We start from the raw sequence: 17,582 nt of genomic DNA on the forward strand, positions 1-17,582 counted from the left end.
GAGGCTGATGCCATGTTGCTCAACCTGTTCAATGAAATGCGTGCAGCCAAGGTGCCGGTGTCGGTGCGCGAACTGCTCGACCTGATCAACGCGCTGAAACAGCGCGTCACCTTCGCCGACATGGACGAGTTCTATTACTTGTCACGGGCGATTCTGGTGAAGGACGAACGGCATTTCGACAAGTTCGACCGTGCGTTCGGCGCTTACTTCAATGGCCTGGAAAAACTCGACGATCATCTGCAGGCGCTGATTCCCGAAGACTGGCTGCGCAAGGAGTTCGAGCGTTCGCTGAGCGATGAGGAACGTGCGCAAATCCAGTCCCTGGGTGGTCTGGACAAGTTGATTGAAGAATTCAAAAAGCGTCTGGAAGAACAGAAGGAACGCCACGCCGGCGGCAACAAATGGATCGGCACTGGCGGCACCAGCCCGTTTGGGTCCGGCGGGTTCAACCCGGAAGGCATTCGGGTCGGCGATGCCGGCAAGCGCCAGGGCAAAGCGGTAAAAGTCTGGGATCAGCGCGAATACAAAAACCTCGACGACTCGGTGGAACTGGGCACGCGCAACATCAAGGTTGCCCTGCGTCGCCTGCGTAAATTCGCCCGCCAAGGCGCCGCAGAAGAGCTGGATATCGACGGCACCATCGACCACACCGCCAAGGATGCCGGTCTGCTGAACATTCAGATGCGTCCGGAACGCCGCAACACGGTGAAGCTGTTGCTGCTGTTCGACATCGGCGGCTCGATGGATGCGCATGTGAAGATCTGCGAGGAACTGTTCTCGGCCTGCAAGACCGAGTTCAAGCATCTGGAGTATTTCTATTTCCACAACTTCGTGTACGAGTCGGTGTGGAAAAACAACATGCGCCGTACTTCCGAGCGCACTTCAACCCAGGACCTGCTGCACAAGTACGGCGCCGACTACAAAGTGATCTTCATCGGCGATGCCGCCATGGCGCCTTATGAAATCACCCAGGCCGGCGGCAGCGTCGAGCACTGGAACGAAGAGCCGGGATACGTGTGGATGCAGCGGTTCATGGCGAAGTACAAGAAGCTCATCTGGATCAACCCGTATCCGAAAGATACGTGGGGATATACCTCGTCGACCAATATCGTCAGGGATTTGATCGAGGACCAGATGTATCCGCTGACCCTTCGTGGGTTGGAAGAAGGGATGCGGTTTTTGTCCAAGTAAAAGCAAAAGATCGCAGCCTTCGGCAGCTCCTACAGAGGAATCCGCGTTTCCCCTGTAGGAGCTGCCGAAGGCTGCGATCTTTTGATCTTCAACCAAGACGCTGCAAATACTCGACATGTTCGCGATGCGCAACTTCCTGCACCACCGGCCGCAACCGCACCTGCGCTCCCGGCAGGCGCTGCGCCAATCTCGCCAACGCCAATGGCGTCAACGCCCCCAGCCGCGGATAGCCGCCAATGGTCTGCCGATCATTGAGCAATACAATCGGCTGCCCGTCCGGCGGCACCTGCACCGCGCCCAGCGGAATGCCTTCGGAAATCATCGGCAACCCTTGATATTGCAACGCCTTGCCTAACAGGCGAATACCCATGCGATCGGCGCGACTGTCGAGCGTCCAGGCGCTGTTGAACACGTCAAACAGACTCTGCCCGCTGAACTGACCGATTTGCGCACCGAGTACCAGATCCAGCGGCTCATTCGAGCGCAGGTCCGGTTGCTGCTGATGCGTTATTTCGCGCAGTTGAGCGGCTTTGCCGTGATAGCTCAGCGTAGAGCCCTTGGCCAAGGGCAAGCCCATGCCATCGAGCCCGCCAAGTTCTTCGCGCACCACCGTTGCACTGCTGCCCAAAACCTTTGGCGCGTCGAAACCACCGGGCGCCGCCAGATAAGCCCGGGCGCCGAGCAATGGCTGGGTGAACTGCAATGTCTGCCCTTTGCTCAATTTGAAACTGCGCCAAGGCGCCAACGCCTGGCCATCGATCAGCGCCCCAAGATCAGCCCCGGCCAGCGCCAGCAAGCAGTCCTCTTCGGCCACCATCGCAAAACCGCCCAGGGTGATTTCGATCACCGGCACATCCAGTCCATTACCCAGCAACCAGTTGGCCCAACCCATCGAACACCAATCCGCCGCGCCGCCCTGAGTCACGCCCAGATGTCGCACCCCAAAGCGCCCGGCGTCCTGCAACAGGCACAGCGGTGTGCTGGATTCAATCGTCAGTCGGCTCATGCCAAGGCCTCCAGTGGCGTGTCATCACCGCCCAGGTTGATGAACTCGGCATGGCTCACCGCTTCGAACCGCACCGTATCACCGGGCTGCATCAGGCTGTAGCCGTCACGATTGCGATCAAAGAGCTTCGTCGGAGTGCGACCGATCAGGTTCCAGCCACCGGGCGATACGACGGGATAAGCCGCAGTTTGCCGCTCGGCAATACCAACGCTGCCAGCGGCGACTTTCTTGCGCGGGGTATTCAGACGCGGCGCTGCCAGAACGTCTTCGACCAATCCCATGAAAGCAAAACCCGGCGCAAAACCGAGGGCGAACACTTGGTATTCCCTGGCACTGTGGCGACGAATCACCTCCTCCACCGCCAGCCCGCTGCGCTCGGCGAGTAGGCTCAGCTCGGGCCCGACACTCAGGTCGTACCAGACCGGCAACACATGGCACTGGCCGACGGTTCGCGCATCTGGCGACAGATCGATCAACGCCTCAGCGATCAATTCCCGCGCTTGCTTCGGACTCAACGACGTCAAATCGTAATGCACCATCAGTGTGGTGTAGGACGGTACCAGGTCAATCAACTGCGCGCCGAACACCTCACGCAACCGCACGCTGGCCGCGAGCATCCACGGCATGTTGGCTTCAGCGATTTCATCAAACAGGCGCAGCATCAGGCAATCCAGCGCCACCACTTCAATCCTTGGATTCATGGCGCGCTCTGCTGATTCAAGGCCTCACGGATGCGCTGCACGGCAGCCACCGAACTGGCGTTATCGCCGTGCACGCACAGGGTGTTGGCCTGCAAATGCAATGCACTGCCATCGCTGGCAGTGAGCGCGTCACCACGAGCGATGATCAAGGCTTGCTCGATGATTTTTTGCGGGTCGTGATGCACAGCGCCCGGCTGGTGCCGTGAAACCAGTCGGCCGGCGCTGTCGTAGGCGCGGTCGGCGAAGGCTTCAAACCACAGGGTCACGCCGTACTCGTCACCGAGTTGCTGCGCTGCCGTATTGTCGCGGGTCGCCATCAACATCAGCGGCAACGCGCGGTCGTAGGCGGCAACGGCCTGAATCACTGCACGCAACTGCGCCGGGTTGGCCATCATGTCGTTGTACATCGCGCCATGGGGTTTGACGTAACTGACCCGCGCGCCCTGGGCTCGGCAGATGCCGTCGAGGGCGCCAATCTGGTAATGCAGGATGTCTTGCAACTCTTGCGCGGAATAGGCCATGGAGCGGCGACCGAATCCGACCAGATCCTGATACGCAGGGTGCGCGCCAATCTGCACGCCGTGGCTGAGCGCACGGCTGACTGTTTTACGCATGATGCCCGGATCGCCGGCATGGAAACCGCAGGCCACGTTGGCGCAATCGATGAAGGGCATGACTTCGTCATCCAGACCCATGGTCCAGCTGCCGAAGCTCTCGCCAATGTCGCAGTTCAATAACAGGCGGCTCACGGTAAACACTCCTGTAGCTTCTTGTCTTTCTATCCGTAGGACAAAGCCGTTGGGCAATGCCCCGCAGGTTATCAGTTACTGCGCATCCAGTTGCTTGCCGCGAGTTTCCGGCAGGCTCAACGCCGCAATAATCACCACGCCGTAAGACACTGCGGCAAAGGCACCAATGCCCACGCTCAATGGCACTTTCTGGCTGAGCAGACCGATAAACAGCGGAAACAGTGCCGCCAGCGCCCGGCCGATGTTGTAGCAGAAACCTTGGCCTGAACCACGAATTCGCGTGGGGAACAGCTCAGTGAGAAACGCGCCCATGCCGCTGAAGATCCCCGAAGCAAAGAACCCCAGCGGGAAGCCCAGCCACAGCATCACGCCGTTGCTTACCGGCAATTGCGTGTACAGCAGAACAATGGTGAACGAACCGACGGCGAAGAGGATGAAGTTCTTTTTGCGGCCCAATAAGTCAGTCAGATAGGCGCTGATCACATAGCCCACATAAGAGCCGACGATGACCATCGCCAGATAACCGCCCGTGCCGAGCACACTCAAGCCACGCTCGTTCTTCAGGAAGGTCGGCAGCCAGGATGTGATCGCGTAGTAGCCGCCCAACGCACCGGTGGTCAGCAACGACGCACGGATTGTGGTGAAGAGCATGCCGGGGGCGAATATCTCGTAGAACTTCGCCTGATTTTCCGGCGTTTGCGCAGCTTTGGCCTCGCGATAGATCTCCGGATCTTTCACCAGACGCCGCACGAAAATCACGAAAATCGCCGGGACTATGCCGAGGATGAACAGCGCCCGCCAGGCATCTTCCGGTGGCAATACCGAAAACAGCAGCGCATACAGAATCGCTGTCAGCCCCCAGCCCAGCGCCCAACCGGATTGCACCATGCCGACGGCTTTACCGCGATCCTTGGCGCGGATCACCTCGCCGATCAGCACCGCGCCTGCGGTCCATTCACCGCCGAAACCGAAGCCCATCAAGGTGCGGGCGATCAGCAGTTGTTCGTAGTTTTGCGCGAAGCCGCAGAGGAAGGTGAAGAAGGCAAACCACAACACGGTCAGTTGCAGCGTACGCACGCGACCGATGCGGTCGGAGAGAATGCCGGCGACCCAACCGCCAATGGCCGAGGCGATCAAGGTGCTGGTATGAATCAGCCCGGCTTCACCGGTCGTGATGCCCCACATCGCGATCAGGGTCGGCACGACGAAACTGAGCATCTGCGTGTCCATGCCGTCCAGACCGTAGCCGATCTTGCAGCTCCAGAACGTGCGGCGCTCCTGTTGGTTGATGTTGCGATACCAGTCGAACGGCCCCGGACGCGCCGATGGCTTGGGTAGATCGATAGTGTCGGGAGCACTCATGGCAAATCTCCGCAGGTTTTTTATTGGTCTTGTTCGCAGCCCCGACGACGCCTATCGTGGGAACCGGATGCGTCGATTTTTCGTCCCGTAGCCCTGCTGCGTCCAACGAATAAAAACCCGCCTTAGGCATAAGAAAAATTTGTCACCCGAGCCTTGCCCATGAACCTGAAGTTTCTCGAGACCTTTGTCTGGGTCGCCCGGCTGAAGAGTTTTCGTCTGACCGCCGACAAGCTGTTCACCACCCAGGCGTCGATTTCCAGCCGCATCGCAGTGCTTGAAGGCGAACTCGGTGTGAAGCTGTTTTTGCGTGATTCGCGTGGCGTGAGCCTGACGCCCGAAGGCTTGAAAGTGCTGGACTATGCCGAGGAGATGCTCGACACCATGCAAGCACTGAAGCAATCGATCGAGACCCGTTCGAGCAAAGTTGGCCGTGTGCGTATCGGTGTCATGGACACGGTGATTCACACGTGGCTGAGCCCGTTGGTGGCGCAGATGACCGAGCTGTATCCGCGAGTTGAAATCGAGCTGGTGGCGGATACGTCGCTCAATCTCTGCGATCAGCTGCAAAAAGGCTTTCTCGATCTGATCCTGCAAACCGATCTGGTACGCCATGAAAGCGTGCGCAGTCTGGAACTGGCCAGCCATCCGCTGGGCTGGATCGTCGCCAGCAATTCGATCTACAACCGCGACTACGCCGACCTCGCCGAACTGGCGCAGGAGCGGATCATCACCTACTCGAAAAACTCGCGACCGCATCAAGACATTCTGGCGCTGATGCAGGCCAGCGGCGTGTTGGCGCCGCGCTTGAACTGCGTGAATTCGGTGTCGGCGATTACCCGGTTGCTGCGTGACGGGTTTGGCATTGGTGCGCTGCCACCGGTGTTGGTGGCCGAGGAGCTGGCGCGCGGGGAATTGATTTTGCTCGGCATCGACAAGACGCCGCCGGCGTTGCAGGTGGTGGTGTCGTGGCGGGTGGGGGTTGAGTGGGTCGAGGAGATCGTGACGTTGTGTCAGCAGGTGTTGGCGGGGTATGCGCGCAAGGTGGGCACGGGTTACATCAAGCTGAATATTTAGAAGCAAAAGATCGCAGCCTTCGGCAGCTCCTACATGAGGGTATGCATTTCCCTGTAGGAGCTGTCGCAGGCTGCGATCTTTTGATCGTGGGCCTTAGAGGCCGCGCACGTCGCGGTCTTCGATCGGCCGGCTCTGGCGCAAGCGTCTGCCGCCCAGCACTACCCAGTCGATCAGACGGAACAGGCATTCGATGCCGAACGACAGCAGCAACGCCCCGCTCATGCCCCAGATCATGGCTTCCGGCGTCAGCAGAATCTGGTAGCTGTAGCCATTCCAGGTTTCCTTGCGAATATCCGGATCGGCGGCCAGCACCACTTGCAGGAAGCGGATGTACCAAGGGCCCTGCATCGCCTGAAATTGCTTATCCAGTGCAATCTGACGGTTGAGCATGGTGCTCAGGCTGTCGGCATCGCTGCGAAACACAGGGTCTTCACTGGCGCGGTAATGCGCGACCAGCGCCTGAATGTCTCCTTTGAAAAACTGCTCGGCAGTGCCCTGAAAGCCGCGCAGACCGGTCTGCGCCTCGATCAGATGCGCCTCGACGCGTTTCGCGTAATCGTTGATGAATCCCGGCACCTGGACACCGATCAACAGGCCCGCCGCAAACAACACCAGCCGTAGATAACTGAGCAACATGGGGTGCAAATCCTTATTCGGTCTTGCCTTGGCTGACGCATTCGCCGCGTCGCCACAGGCTCCATTGGCCCGGTTCGTAGCGGGTCCAGGTTTCGTTTTCGGTCAACGGTTCAGTCGCAATGACCGTCACCACATCGTTGGGTGTGGTTTCGGCCTGAAAATCGACGATCACGTCGACATCCTTGAGCCGCGCCGGACCGAACGGTGCACGCCGGGTGATCTGTGCCAGTTTGGTCGTGCAATAGCAGAACAGCCAGTCGCCGTCGCTGAGCATGCAGTTGAATACGCCTTTGCTGCGGTATTCAGCACACGCAGCGACCAGATCCGGCAACAGCACTTCTATATCGACCGGTTCCGGAAATGCTGCACGCACGCGGTTGAGCAAATCGCAGAACGCCGCTTCGCTGTCGGTATCGCCAACCGGGCGGTAGAAACTTTTGATCGGGGTGAAGTCGGCGAGTTGGCCGTTGTGCGCGAAGCACCAGTTGCGTCCCCACAGTTCGCGGACGAACGGGTGAGTGTTGGACAGGCAGACCTTGCCGACATTGGCCTGACGGATGTGGCCAATGACCACTTCGCTCTTGATCGGATAGCGCTGGACCAGATTGGCAACTTCCGACTCGCAACTCGCCGCCGGGTCCTGGAACAGCCGCAGGCCACGGCCTTCATAGAACGCAATGCCCCAACCGTCGCGGTGCGGGCCGGTGCGCCCGCCGCGCTGCATCAGCCCGGTGAAGCTGAAGACGATATCGGTCGGCACGTTGGCACTCATGCCCAGTAATTCACACATGTGCGGACTCTCGGGATTACAGACGCGGCTCGACCCGCATGCGCTGCGGATTGTTCGGTACCGGCGGGCGGCCGTAGCGGTCGTCTCCGGCGGCGCCGAAGGGTTGATCATCGTCACGATCATCGGCGCGGGCTGCGGCTTTGGCAGCTTCAGCCTGTTCGCGGCGAGCTCTGGACGCGCGCTCGATCGGCAAGCGGATCAGCACGTAAATCAGGTAGATGCCGAAGGCGATCAAGCCGTACATGAACAGATCGGAGACCGCCCGCCAGGCGTTGTTGCCCACCTTGAACGCCAGATCCAGCGCAGTGATGGCGATGGCCGGGGCGACCATTTCCTTCACCGGATCAACGACAGTAGGGCTGAACAGCAACACTGCCATCAGTACACGAAGTGGCTCGCGCAACCAGCGCCACATCCAGCGGGTCAGGCGCATCCATACCAACAGGCAGCCTACAGCGGCAAAGCCGTAGAGGCCCCAGGCGATCAGATAGTCGTTCTCGGTCATGGTGTCCATGGCAAGGCAGGCAAAGAGGCGCTTATAGTAACGACTTTTCGCCCGCCAGGCTTGTCACAATGCCAGACGGCCAGCCGCAGCCCCTATGGGAGCCAGCCTGCTGGCGATGAGGCTGGTACATTCAACATTGATGTTGTCTGGCAGTCCGGCATCGCCAGCAGGCTGGCTCCCACAAGGTCAGCGGCGCGATCCAGAGTGGCGAAAACCCTAATTCCGTACATTGTCCGAGAGCCTTCCATGCCCCAATCCGCCAACGTCATCAGTGCCCCGATTGCCCGCAAGGCGGCCGGTGCCGACCCGTATGCCTGGCTGCAGGAACGCGACACCGACGCGGTGCTTGATTACCTCAAGGCTGAAAACGCCTATCAGGAAGCGCAAACCGCCGATCAGGCCGAGCTGCGCGAAACCCTGTTCGAAGAGATCAAGGGCCGCATCCTGGAAACCGATTTGTCCCTGCCCTCGCCGTGGGGGCCGTACCTTTATTACACGCGCACCACGGCGGGCGATGAATACGCTCGGCATTACCGTTGCCCGCGCCCGGCGGACGACAGCCTGACGCTCGACGAAAGCCGCGAACAGCTGCTGCTCGACCCGAACGCACTGGCCAATGGCGGTTTCTTTTCGCTGGGGGCGTTCAGCATCAGCCCCGATCACCAGCGTCTGGCCTACAGCGTCGATGCCTCTGGCGATGAAATTTACACCCTGTTCGTCAAGGAACTGTCCAACGACAAGGTCAGCGAACTGGAATTCGAAGACTGCGATGGCAGCATGACGTGGGCCAACGACAGCCTGACGCTGTTTTTCGGCGCCCTCGACGACACTCATCGCCCGTACAAACTGTTCCGCTATCGCCTCGACGGCACCGCGGCCGAAGAAGTGTTCCACGAACCGGACGGACGCTTTTTCCTGCACTGCTACCGCTCAAGCTCCGAGCAGCAATTGCTGCTGTCGCTGGGCAGCAAGACCACCAGCGAAGTCTGGGCGCTGGACGCCAATCAGCCGCACCTGCCGTTCACTTGCCTGGCGCCGCGGGTCGAAGACCATGAATACGATGTCGATCACGGCATGCTCGATGGCGCATGGACGTGGTTCATCCGCACAAACCGCGACGGCATCAACTTCGCCCTCTATCAAGCGCCGGATACGGGTGTTGCGCCGAGCGAGGCCGACTGGCAGAACCTGATCGCGCACAGCGACACGGTGATGCTCGACGGCGTGACCCTCAACACCGAAGCCATGACCCTGAGCCTGCGCGAAGGTGGCTTGCCGATCATTGAAGTTCACCCACATGGCCTGACGCCTTATCGCGTGCAATTGCCGGACGCGGCCTACAGCCTCTACGTGCAAAACAGTCTGGAATTTGAAAGCGATCGCATTCGTCTGCGCTACGAGGCCTTGAATCGCCCCGCTCAGGTACGCCAACTGACTCTGGCGACGGGCGAGCAAACCGTCCTCAAGGAAACCCCGGTGCTCGGCCCGTTCGACGCCGACGCCTATGTCAGCCAACGCCTTTGGGCGACCGCGCCGGACGGCACGCAAGTGCCGATCAGTCTGGTGATGAAGCGTGAAATGGTCGGCAAACCGGTGCCGCTGTACCTCTACGGGTACGGCGCTTACGGTTCGAGCCTCGACCCGTGGTTCTCCCATGCCCGTTTGAGCCTGCTCGATCGCGGCATGGCCTTCGCCATCGCCCACGTGCGCGGCGGCGGTGAGCTGGGCGAAGCCTGGTATCGCGCCGGCAAGCAGGAACACAAACACAACACCTTCAGCGACTTCATCGCCTGCGCCGAGTTCTTGATCCTCAACGGCATCACCACTGCGCCGCAGCTGGCGATCAGCGGTGGCAGCGCCGGCGGTTTGCTGATTGGCGCGGTGCTTAACCAGCGGCCGGATCTGTTTGGTGTGGCGATTGCCGAAGTGCCTTTCGTCGACGTACTCAACACAATGCTCGACCCGGAGCTGCCGCTGACCGTCACTGAATACGACGAGTGGGGCAATCCCGAAGACCCGGACGTCTATGAGCGGATCAAGGCCTATGCGCCGTACGAAAACGTCAGCGCGCAGGATTATCCCGCAACGCTGGTCATCGCCGGCTACAACGACAGCCGCGTGCAGTACTGGGAAGCGGCCAAGTGGGTGGCCAGGCTGCGGGCGACAAAAACCGACGACAACGTTCTCCTGCTCAAGACCGAATTGGGCGCTGGGCATGGCGGGATGAGCGGGCGATATCAGGGATTACGTGACGTAGCCCTCGAATATGCATTTGTTTTCAAGGTTCTGGGGCTTGCCTGAGGAACTCCATCGGTCACTTGGGTCTTAACTCAAGACCCAAAGGGCCGATACACCACAAATCCAATGTAGGAGCTGCCGAAGGCTGCGATCTCTCGATCTTGTTTTTTAACAGGCAAGATCAAAAGATCGCAGCCTGCGGCAGCTCCTACAGGGTTTATATAGCGCCTGAAACCGAGAAAACAATAAAGACAGTAATGACATGTCAGAACCAACCTTACTGAACAACGAAATCCGCGACTGGCTGATGGACTGCGGCCTGTTCGATCAATTGGCGCTGGCGGACTTTGCCGCAGCATCCGGCTACTTCAGCATCAGTACCGTGGCTGAGGGCGAGGCGATTTTCCGCGAAGGCGATGCCGGCAGCTTCATGTGCATTCTTCACACCGGCCAGGTCGCCGTGCAAAAAACCGGGCCCGACGGCCAGGTCATTACCATGGCCACGCTACGCAGCGGCCGGGCATTCGGTGAAATGGCCGTGCTCGATGGCGAGCGACGCTCGGCGACGTGCATCGCGGCGAGCAATTGTCAGTTGCTCAACCTGGGCAAGGATTCGCTGGAAAAAATGCTCAACGACGCACCGAAGATCGCCGCCAAGATCATCCGCGCCCTCGCCGTCTCGCTGTCCAAACGCCTGCGCATGGCCGATGGCCAACTGGCGGCGCAGCAGATTTAACCGCCCGGGGTTTTCGCTTTGGTGCCGGTCGGCTCGATGCCTGGCACCGGTTGATCCTTGATCGGCGGGCTGGGCATTTCAATCGGCACCAGCGGTGGGCTGCCACTGCCGGCTCCCGATTTGGGAATGTTGATCGGTGTGATCTGCGGGTATGGCGTTGGCGTTGCGGTGCCGGGCGAGCCGGGTTGCGGCGCCGGGCTGATCGGAATGGCCTGCTGCGCCTGCGCCGCAGTAATCGCGAGCGCGGCCAGGGCAATGACCGTTAGAATGGTGCGCTTCATCAAGGGCTCCGTTTGGCCTTAGTCTGCGCTCAGGCTACTCCCAACGGGCCTGCTTGCCTTCCCCCTTGTAGAGATTTCCATGAAACGTTTTGTTCTGCTCGACACCACCCCGATCCCTGAAAGCGGCGGTGCCCTGTGCCTGTTCGAGTATGGCGAGGATTTTGTCATCAAGATCCAGGGCGGCGACGGCGGGCAATTGATGAACACGCGCATGCACGGCTCTGAAGATGCCTTGGCCGAGATCCCTTGCCGCAAGGTCGCCGGGCGTCCGGATTCGCGGGTGCTGATCGGTGGCCTGGGCATGGGTTTCACCCTCGCCTCTGCGCTCAAGCATCTGGGCAAAACCGCCGAAGTCGTGGTCGCTGAACTGGTCCCGGGCGTGGTCGAGTGGAACCGTGGCCCGCTCGGTGAAAAGTCCGGCCGCCCGCTGCTCGATCCGCGCACGGTGATCCGCCAGGAAGACGTTGCCAATGTGCTGCAAAGCGAGCCGAACGGTTTCGACGCGATCATGCTCGACGTCGACAACGGCCCTGAAGGCCTGACCCAGAAGGCCAACAGTTGGTTGTACTCCGCCGCTGGGTTGAACGCCTGCGCGAAGGCCTTGCGCCCCAAAGGCGTACTTGCCGTATGGTCGGCCAGCGCCGATCGGCAGTTTTCCGACAAGTTGAAGAAGGCCGGTTTCAAGGCCGAAGAAGTGCAGGTCTTCGCCCACGGCAACAAAGGCACGCGCCACACCATCTGGATTGCCGAGAAGCTCAAGGGCTGAGCTAAACTGCGAACATAACCGTCTTTAGTCTTCTACAAAGGTGAACCCATGAGTTCGTCCACCCCCACCAACACGTCGAAGCTCGATCGCATCCTCGCCGACAACCAGCGCGACAAGGAAATGGGCTACCGCGACAAGGCCCTGAAGATGTACCCGCACGTGTGTGGCCGCTGCACCCGTGAGTTTTCCGGCAAGCGCCTGAGCGAACTGACCGTGCACCACCGCGACCACAACCACGACAACAACCCGCAGGACGGCTCGAACTGGGAGTTGCTGTGCTTGTATTGCCACGACAACGAGCACTCGCGTTATACCGACCAGCAATACTTCAGCGAGGGCTCGCTGAGCACGCCGAAAATCGCCAAGGCGACGCATAACCCGTTTGCCGCGCTGGCCGGGTTGATGAAGAAAGAAGATTAAAGCAAAAGATCGCAGCCTTCGGCAGCTCCTACAGGGTGTACGCCATCCAACTGTAGGAGCTGCCGAAGGCTGCGATCTTTAGATCTTATCCCCGTATAATCGCCCTCTTTTTCCCGAAGGCTCCCCGCTCGTGGCAGACAAACGTTACAGCTGCATTGGTTTGTACAACCCCAAATCACCTGAGAACGTCGGTTCGGTGATGCGCGCCGCAGGCTGTTACGGCGTGGCGTCGGTGTTCTATACCGGCAAGCGTTATGAACGCGCCGCCGATTTCGTCACCGACACCAAACGCGTGCATTACGACATCCCGCTGATCGGCATCGACGATCTGAAAAAGATCCTCCCGCTCAACTGCGTGCCGGTTGCCGTTGAACTGGTCGAAGGCGCCCGCCCGCTGCCGGAATACACTCACCCGGACCGCGCGCTGTACATCTTCGGCCCGGAAGACGGCTCGCTGGACAAAGAGATTCGCGACTGGTGCGAAGACGTCGTGTACATCCCGACCACCGGCTGTATGAACCTCGCCGCAACAGTCAACGTTGTGCTCTACGACCGCATGGCCAAGGGCCTGAACACCCGCTCCGGGCCAAAATTCCGCTGAAGCGTCGCACATCCGATGGAACAAGCTGACCGCTCCGGCAGTCAGCTTGTTTAACCATTATTCATTGCCTGGAGAAAGATCATGACCGAGCTCAAACGCGTCGAGCGTATCGAATCCACACCGTTTCAGTCCTCGTCCGACCAGAATGTTCAGGGCTGGGAGCGCATTGGCTCACTGGCCGGCGGCGTAGTGATGGTCGGCAAGGGCTTGCGCCGTGGCGGTGTGTTCGGGTTGATTCAGGTGGCGATTGGCGGTGTGGCCATGGCCCGCGGCATTACCGGGCACAGTTCAGTGAAAAGTCTGTTCGAGAAAAGCCGTCAGGACATGAACAACGTGCGGGCCAAGATCGAGCGCGCCGGTGAAGAGCTGAGCAAGCTGAAGGCCAATGCCGAGGCCGCGACCAGCACTGCAACTGTTACTGGTAATGATTCGGTAAAATCGCCGAAAGCCGGGGTTTGATCCGGGATTTTCGGTGAGGCAAATGGCCCTATCGCGAGCAGGCTCACTCCTACAATTGGAATGCGTTCCCATGTAGGAGTGAGCCTGCTCGCGATAGCGGTCTCGAAATGTGAAAACTCAACCCGCGCGGAAAATCAGATGATCTTCCCAGTCATCCTCCGCCACGCTGCCTTCGGCGAGCATGCGCCCGGACTGGGAAATCCTTTCGTGGTGCACCGCATCTCGGTCGCCGCACACCAGGTGATGCCATAACGGCAGATCCTTGCCTTCGCTGACCAGTCGATAACCGCAGGTCGGCGGCAGCCATTTGAACTCTTCAGCCTGGCCGGGAGTTAGCTGGATACAGTCCGGGACAAACTTGATGCGGTTCGGATAATCGCTGCACTGACAGGTTTTCAGGTCCAGCAGTTTGCAGGCAATGCGCGTGTAATAAACGCTGTTGTCTTCCTCATCCTCGAGTTTTTGCAGGCAGCACAGACCACAGCCGTCGCACAGCGATTCCCACTCCTCCGGATCCAGTTGATCGAGGGTTTTGCGTATCCAGAACGGTTCGACTTTGGCGGCCATGGCTCAAGCATCAACATCAGGTGGTGAAAAGGCGCCAGTCTAGTGCCCAAGGCCCTGCGGGCCAAGCGCTGGCGACTGCCGGTTGCACTGCACTTGTCAGTTTTTGTGGCAGCGCGTAGCTTTGCCAGTCGCAGGAACCTTGCCCGGGAGCCATTAATGCTCGACCGCGTTGCATCCCGGTGAACTGCCATGGCTCGGGAAACCCCATCGTTCAGCGCAACTGATCCCGCCGGGTTTTCATTCGAATTTCTTACTCAAACGTCGCAAGGAATCTCTTGATGAGTGCCAACACTCGCGTTGCCGATTACGCCATTCACCCACAGTTCACCGATCGCTGGTCGCCTCGCGCCTTCACCGGCGAAGCGATCCCGAAAGAAACCCTGCTGAGTTTCTTCGAAGCCGCGCGCTGGGCGCCTTCGGCTTACAACTCGCAGCCGTGGCGCTTTCTCTATGCGCGCCGCGACACGCCGAACTGGGAACGTTATCTGGGCCTGCTGAATGAGTTCAACCGTAGCTGGGCGCAGCACGCCTCGGCACTGGTGATCGTGATTTCGAAGACCACCTTCACCGCTCCGGGCGCCACTGAAGAAACTCCGGCGCTGTGGCACACCTTCGACACGGGTTCGGCGTGGGGCCATCTGGCGCTGCAAGCGAGCATCAGCGGCTGGCACACCCACGGCATGGCTGGCTTCGATCAGGAGCTGACCCGCAAGGAGCTGAACATTCCTGAAGGTTACGCGCTGCACGCGGCGGTTGCCGTTGGCAAACTGGGTGACAAGGCAACCCTCGCGGATTACCTGCAAGCGCGCGAAGAGCCGAGCCCGCGTCGCCCGCTGAGTGAATTGGCGGCTGAAGGCGATTTCACCCTCTAAAAGCAAAAGATCGCAGCCTGCGGCAGCTCCTACGGTGTACATATTCCCCTGTAGGAGCTGCCGCAGGCTGCGATCTTTTGATGTCAACTCAGTAGCCGCGGGTGAAATCCACTTCACCACGCAACGCTTCACCTGCCTGATACGCCTTCAAATTGTCGACGAACAACTGCACCATCAACGCCGGCGAAGTCGGTGCCGAGCTGTGGCCGGTGAGCAGCAAGCCCCACGCTGTCCAGAACGGGTGACGTTGCGGCAGTGGCTCCTGACGGCAGACGTCGATCACCGCGCCCGCCAGATGACCTTCCTTCAGGGCTTCCACCAGATCCGCATCGACCACTGCCACGCCACGTCCGACGTTGATGAACAACCCGGTCGGCTTGAATTGCTTGAACAGCGCCGCGTCGTAGATATCGTGGGTGTGTTCAGTATTGGGCAGCAGGTTGACCACGTAATCCACTTCGCCCACCAGTCGCGGCAGATCCGCCATTGAGCCGACCTCGACAAACGGCGCCTGCTCGCGGGCACTGCTGGCGATGCCGTACAGCTCAACGCCGAACGGCAGCAGAAACTGCGCCACGCTCTGGCCGATGTCGCCGGTACCGACGATCAGCACCTTGCGCCCGACCAGACTCTGACCGGTGCGGTTGTCCCACTTACGCTCGACCTGGCTGACCAGCCGTGCCAGCACTTCGCGTTCGTGGCCGAGCATGTAGGTCAGCACGTATTCAGCCATCACCTGGCCAAAAATCCCCACCGCGCGGGTCAAGCGATAATCCCGGCAGAGGCCGTCGGCGAGCAGCGGTGTGATGCCGGCCCAGGTCGATTGCAGCCATTGCGGTTGATGCCCTTGGCGCAACAAGGTCGCGAGCAAATCCGGCTGTCCCAGCCACACCGGGCAGTCGGCAGCCAGTTGAGCCAGTTCAGCGGAGTCGCCACTGGTCAGCACTTCGAGCTCCGGCGCTGCCTGTTGCAGCAGCCGGGCGTATATCGCGTGGTCGTGTTCAGCAATCAGAACGCGCATCTTCAAACCTTTCGCAAATCGTGCAGACGGCCACCACATTCATCGCGGCCATCGCGTTAAAAACAGTTCCAGGGTTAACGAGGCCCAGGACAGGGCCTCGCCGATCACATTGGGTCGTTGCGGCGCAACAACTCTTCGGGCAAGTGCTCGATGTACTCGTCCTCGGCGGGTGGCATTTGCAGGTGATAGCCCTGCTTGTCGAGGTTTTCCAGCACCACGACGATGTCTTCGCTGGCCAGTTTGCGCTCGGGCGACAGCACCAGATTGAACGAGTGTTTCGGCTTGCCGAACGCCAGCATCAGGGCTTCCGGCACACGCTCAAGCTCATCGCTCTTGAGCACATAAAGGTACATGCCGCTGCGTTTCGAGCTTTGGTAAATGGAGCAAATACGTTTCAAGGCTGTTCTCCGGCGGTGGCCAGGCTGTCGAGCAGCTTCTGGCCCATGAGTTCGCGGCGCCAGCCACGCAGCGACTCAGGCAATTGGTAAGGACCCTCGGGGTAGCCGCTTTTGACCAGGGCTTCGAGGGTTTTCTTGCGCAGCATCAGTTCCGGGGCGATATCCAGGCGCTCAGCCTCGGCCTGACCGAGGGCGCGCAGTTGCTTGATCAGCGCAGCCGCTTCGATCGGCAACGGCTCCGGAACAGCGGGAGGCCACTGATCAGGGCCCACACTGCCAGAGCGCTTGATCAGATCAAGCAGAAATTCGCCGTCCTGACGCACGGTACGCGGGTGCATGTCTTCGATCTTGCCCAGCGCACCAAGGGAATCCGGTTGCGTGCGGGCCAGCGGCCATAGCGAATGCTCACGCACGATACGGTTGCGCGGCAGGTCGCGGGCACGGGCCTCGCGTTCGCGCCAGGCGCACAGTTCGCGCAGCACGGCCAACTGCGCACGGGACAGTTTCCACGCCAGTTTGGCGTCACGGTAAACCTCGTACGGATCGGTTTCGCGACGCAGGTTGGCGACCAGTTCGGCGCCGTCCTCCAGTACCCAGGCGAACTTGTCGTCAGACAGTTTCGGGCGCAACTGTACGAAAACCTCCGCCAGATGCACGGCATCTTCGGCGGCGTAGCTGATTTGCGTGTCGGACAACGGACGCTGCAACCAGTCGGAGCGAGTCTCGCCCTTCGGCAGTTCGATACCGAGCACTGACTGCACGAGCCGCGAATAACCCATCGAGAACCCGAGATTCAGATAAGCGGCGGCCAATTGCGTGTCGAACATCGGCGCTGGCAGGCTGCCTGTCAGGCGTAACAGGACTTCGAGGTCTTCACTGCAGGCGTGCAGGACTTTGAGCACCGCCGGGTTTTCCAGCAGTGCGGCCAGTGGTTGCCAGGCATTGATGCTCAGCGGGTCAATCAGGTAGGCGCGTTTGCCGTCGCCAACCTGTAACAGGCCGGCAATCGGGTAGAAGGTGTCGACCCGCATGAATTCGGTGTCGATGGCCACGAAAGGCAGCTGCTGCCACTCGGCGCAAAATTGCGCGAGGCTTTCGTTGTCGCGAATCCAGTGAATATCGATGGCCACACGGCTCTCCCTTGAAGAATGGCGCGCAGTATATATCGCCACTGGCGTTTTCCGCGCCTCAACTGGACAAGAGCTTGAT

The 17,582-nt window shown here is 60.0% G+C and carries 21 protein-coding genes; 9 read left to right on the forward strand and 12 right to left on the reverse strand.

Features of this window, described 5'->3' with window-relative positions:
- Positions 1-12 precede the first annotated feature (12 nt).
- Positions 13-1,191, forward strand: a complete 1,179-nt coding sequence (locus ICA15_RS04470; RefSeq protein WP_042558108.1) for a vWA domain-containing protein — start codon at positions 13-15, stop codon at positions 1,189-1,191.
- Positions 1,192-1,279: 88 nt separating this feature from the next.
- Here ICA15_RS04470 and ICA15_RS04475 read toward each other — a convergent pair whose 3' ends face one another.
- The 4 genes from ICA15_RS04475 to ICA15_RS04490 form a co-directional block, all read right to left on the reverse strand.
- Entirely contained in the window at positions 1,280-2,197 is a 918-nt protein-coding gene (locus tag ICA15_RS04475) for a biotin-dependent carboxyltransferase family protein (RefSeq protein WP_210553744.1), read from the reverse strand.
- Entirely contained in the window at positions 2,194-2,898 is a 705-nt protein-coding gene (gene pxpB, locus ICA15_RS04480; RefSeq protein WP_150603019.1) for a 5-oxoprolinase subunit PxpB, read from the reverse strand. The genes ICA15_RS04475 and pxpB overlap by 4 nt, the downstream gene beginning before the upstream one ends.
- Positions 2,895-3,647 (reverse strand): 5-oxoprolinase subunit PxpA, encoded by a 753-nt coding sequence (locus tag ICA15_RS04485; protein ID WP_210553745.1) that lies wholly within the window; start codon positions 3,645-3,647, stop codon positions 2,895-2,897. Before ICA15_RS04485 ends, pxpB begins: the two co-directional genes overlap by 4 nt.
- A gap of 75 nt (positions 3,648-3,722) precedes the next feature.
- The gene (locus ICA15_RS04490) at positions 3,723-5,009 is read right to left on the reverse strand and encodes an MFS transporter (RefSeq protein ID WP_150617676.1); all 1,287 of its coding nucleotides are present in this window, start codon (positions 5,007-5,009) and stop codon (positions 3,723-3,725) included.
- A gap of 159 nt (positions 5,010-5,168) precedes the next feature.
- Here ICA15_RS04490 and ICA15_RS04495 point away from each other — a divergent pair, with 159 nt between their 5' ends.
- Positions 5,169-6,083 carry a LysR family transcriptional regulator gene (locus tag ICA15_RS04495; protein ID WP_210553746.1) on the forward strand — a complete coding sequence of 305 codons (915 nt, stop codon included), beginning with the start codon at positions 5,169-5,171 and terminating at the stop codon, positions 6,081-6,083.
- Positions 6,084-6,176: 93 nt separating this feature from the next.
- On the opposite strand, the gene ICA15_RS04500 is transcribed toward ICA15_RS04495, so the two are convergent.
- From ICA15_RS04500 to ICA15_RS04510, 3 genes are read right to left on the reverse strand one after another with little or no spacing between them, the layout of a single operon-like run.
- Positions 6,177-6,719, reverse strand: coding sequence for a DUF2937 family protein (locus ICA15_RS04500; RefSeq protein WP_115147718.1), 543 nt, complete (start codon positions 6,717-6,719; stop codon positions 6,177-6,179).
- Positions 6,720-6,732: 13 nt separating this feature from the next.
- Positions 6,733-7,509: a class II glutamine amidotransferase gene (locus tag ICA15_RS04505; RefSeq protein WP_042558101.1), complete on the reverse strand. Its 777-nt coding sequence runs from the start codon at positions 7,507-7,509 to the stop codon at positions 6,733-6,735.
- 16 nt (positions 7,510-7,525) lie between these two features.
- Complete coding sequence (locus tag ICA15_RS04510; protein WP_210553747.1) at positions 7,526-8,023, reverse strand: MFS transporter; 498 nt, start codon at positions 8,021-8,023, stop codon at positions 7,526-7,528.
- Between the two features lie 237 nt (positions 8,024-8,260).
- Here ICA15_RS04510 and ICA15_RS04515 point away from each other — a divergent pair, with 237 nt between their 5' ends.
- Positions 8,261-10,315: a S9 family peptidase gene (locus ICA15_RS04515; RefSeq protein WP_210553748.1), complete on the forward strand. Its 2,055-nt coding sequence runs from the start codon at positions 8,261-8,263 to the stop codon at positions 10,313-10,315.
- Between the two features lie 199 nt (positions 10,316-10,514).
- Positions 10,515-10,988, forward strand: a complete 474-nt coding sequence (locus ICA15_RS04520; RefSeq protein WP_150603026.1) for a cyclic nucleotide-binding domain-containing protein — start codon at positions 10,515-10,517, stop codon at positions 10,986-10,988.
- Here ICA15_RS04520 and ICA15_RS04525 read toward each other — a convergent pair.
- Positions 10,985-11,269, reverse strand: a complete 285-nt coding sequence (locus ICA15_RS04525; RefSeq protein WP_210553749.1) for a hypothetical protein — start codon at positions 11,267-11,269, stop codon at positions 10,985-10,987. The two genes, ICA15_RS04520 and ICA15_RS04525, sit on opposite strands and share 4 nt — an antisense overlap.
- Positions 11,270-11,348: 79 nt before the next feature.
- Between ICA15_RS04525 and ICA15_RS04530 the strand changes: the two genes are divergently transcribed.
- The 4 genes from ICA15_RS04530 to ICA15_RS04545 all read left to right on the forward strand — a co-directional run bounded on the left by ICA15_RS04530 (position 11,349) and on the right by ICA15_RS04545 (position 13,515).
- Positions 11,349-12,035, forward strand: coding sequence for a spermidine synthase (locus ICA15_RS04530; protein ID WP_042558095.1), 687 nt, complete (start codon positions 11,349-11,351; stop codon positions 12,033-12,035).
- 48 nt (positions 12,036-12,083) lie between these two features.
- On the forward strand, positions 12,084-12,455 hold the full coding sequence (locus ICA15_RS04535; RefSeq protein ID WP_007911336.1) for a YajD family HNH nuclease: 372 nt from the start codon (positions 12,084-12,086) through the stop codon (positions 12,453-12,455).
- 130 nt (positions 12,456-12,585) lie between these two features.
- Positions 12,586-13,056 carry an RNA methyltransferase gene (locus ICA15_RS04540; RefSeq protein ID WP_007911337.1) on the forward strand — a complete coding sequence of 157 codons (471 nt, stop codon included), beginning with the start codon at positions 12,586-12,588 and terminating at the stop codon, positions 13,054-13,056.
- 81 nt (positions 13,057-13,137) lie between these two features.
- A complete protein-coding gene (locus tag ICA15_RS04545) occupies positions 13,138-13,515 on the forward strand; it encodes a DUF2892 domain-containing protein (RefSeq protein WP_150617671.1) in 378 nt (125 codons plus the stop codon).
- Between the two features lie 117 nt (positions 13,516-13,632).
- Here the strand turns inward: ICA15_RS04545 and ICA15_RS04550 are convergent, their stop codons facing one another.
- Complete coding sequence (locus tag ICA15_RS04550) at positions 13,633-14,082, reverse strand: YcgN family cysteine cluster protein (RefSeq protein WP_150617670.1); 450 nt, start codon at positions 14,080-14,082, stop codon at positions 13,633-13,635.
- Between the two features lie 278 nt (positions 14,083-14,360).
- On the opposite strand from ICA15_RS04550, the gene ICA15_RS04555 reads away from it, so the two are divergent.
- A complete protein-coding gene (locus ICA15_RS04555; RefSeq protein WP_210553750.1) occupies positions 14,361-14,954 on the forward strand; it encodes a nitroreductase family protein in 594 nt (197 codons plus the stop codon).
- Between the two features lie 88 nt (positions 14,955-15,042).
- Here ICA15_RS04555 and ICA15_RS04560 read toward each other — a convergent pair whose 3' ends face one another.
- From ICA15_RS04560 to rnd, 3 genes are all read right to left on the reverse strand, one after another.
- Positions 15,043-15,975, reverse strand: a complete 933-nt coding sequence (locus tag ICA15_RS04560) for a D-2-hydroxyacid dehydrogenase (RefSeq protein WP_150603030.1) — start codon at positions 15,973-15,975, stop codon at positions 15,043-15,045.
- Between the two features lie 104 nt (positions 15,976-16,079).
- The gene (locus ICA15_RS04565; protein ID WP_042558092.1) at positions 16,080-16,373 is read right to left on the reverse strand and encodes a YcgL domain-containing protein; all 294 of its coding nucleotides are present in this window, start codon (positions 16,371-16,373) and stop codon (positions 16,080-16,082) included.
- On the reverse strand, positions 16,370-17,503 hold the full coding sequence (gene rnd / locus ICA15_RS04570; RefSeq protein WP_150603031.1) for a ribonuclease D: 1,134 nt from the start codon (positions 17,501-17,503) through the stop codon (positions 16,370-16,372). The genes ICA15_RS04565 and rnd overlap by 4 nt, the downstream gene beginning before the upstream one ends.
- Between the last annotated feature and the right edge of the window lie 79 nt (positions 17,504-17,582).

Source organism: Pseudomonas sp. P116 (assembly GCF_020149425.1).
GTDB lineage: Bacteria > Pseudomonadota > Gammaproteobacteria > Pseudomonadales > Pseudomonadaceae > Aquipseudomonas > Aquipseudomonas anatoliensis.

Coding starts and splice junctions, on each gene's coding strand:
- ICA15_RS04550 (WP_150617670.1), bottom strand. CDS start 14,082: ATGGCCGCCAAAGTCGAACCGTTCTGGATACGCAAAACCCTCGATCAA.
- ICA15_RS04500 (WP_115147718.1), bottom strand. CDS start 6,719: ATGTTGCTCAGTTATCTACGGCTGGTGTTGTTTGCGGCGGGCCTGTTG.
- pxpB (WP_150603019.1), bottom strand. CDS start 2,898: ATGAATCCAAGGATTGAAGTGGTGGCGCTGGATTGCCTGATGCTGCGC.
- ICA15_RS04545 (WP_150617671.1), top strand. CDS start 13,138: ATGACCGAGCTCAAACGCGTCGAGCGTATCGAATCCACACCGTTTCAG.
- ICA15_RS04525 (WP_210553749.1), bottom strand. CDS start 11,269: ATGAAGCGCACCATTCTAACGGTCATTGCCCTGGCCGCGCTCGCGATT.
- ICA15_RS04490 (WP_150617676.1), bottom strand. CDS start 5,009: ATGAGTGCTCCCGACACTATCGATCTACCCAAGCCATCGGCGCGTCCG.
- ICA15_RS04475 (WP_210553744.1), bottom strand. CDS start 2,197: ATGAGCCGACTGACGATTGAATCCAGCACACCGCTGTGCCTGTTGCAG.
- ICA15_RS04505 (WP_042558101.1), bottom strand. CDS start 7,509: ATGTGTGAATTACTGGGCATGAGTGCCAACGTGCCGACCGATATCGTC.
- ICA15_RS04530 (WP_042558095.1), top strand. CDS start 11,349: ATGAAACGTTTTGTTCTGCTCGACACCACCCCGATCCCTGAAAGCGGC.
- ICA15_RS04555 (WP_210553750.1), top strand. CDS start 14,361: ATGAGTGCCAACACTCGCGTTGCCGATTACGCCATTCACCCACAGTTC.
- ICA15_RS04520 (WP_150603026.1), top strand. CDS start 10,515: ATGTCAGAACCAACCTTACTGAACAACGAAATCCGCGACTGGCTGATG.
- ICA15_RS04515 (WP_210553748.1), top strand. CDS start 8,261: ATGCCCCAATCCGCCAACGTCATCAGTGCCCCGATTGCCCGCAAGGCG.
- ICA15_RS04470 (WP_042558108.1), top strand. CDS start 13: ATGTTGCTCAACCTGTTCAATGAAATGCGTGCAGCCAAGGTGCCGGTG.
- ICA15_RS04510 (WP_210553747.1), bottom strand. CDS start 8,023: ATGGACACCATGACCGAGAACGACTATCTGATCGCCTGGGGCCTCTAC.
- ICA15_RS04535 (WP_007911336.1), top strand. CDS start 12,084: ATGAGTTCGTCCACCCCCACCAACACGTCGAAGCTCGATCGCATCCTC.
- ICA15_RS04495 (WP_210553746.1), top strand. CDS start 5,169: ATGAACCTGAAGTTTCTCGAGACCTTTGTCTGGGTCGCCCGGCTGAAG.
- ICA15_RS04560 (WP_150603030.1), bottom strand. CDS start 15,975: ATGCGCGTTCTGATTGCTGAACACGACCACGCGATATACGCCCGGCTG.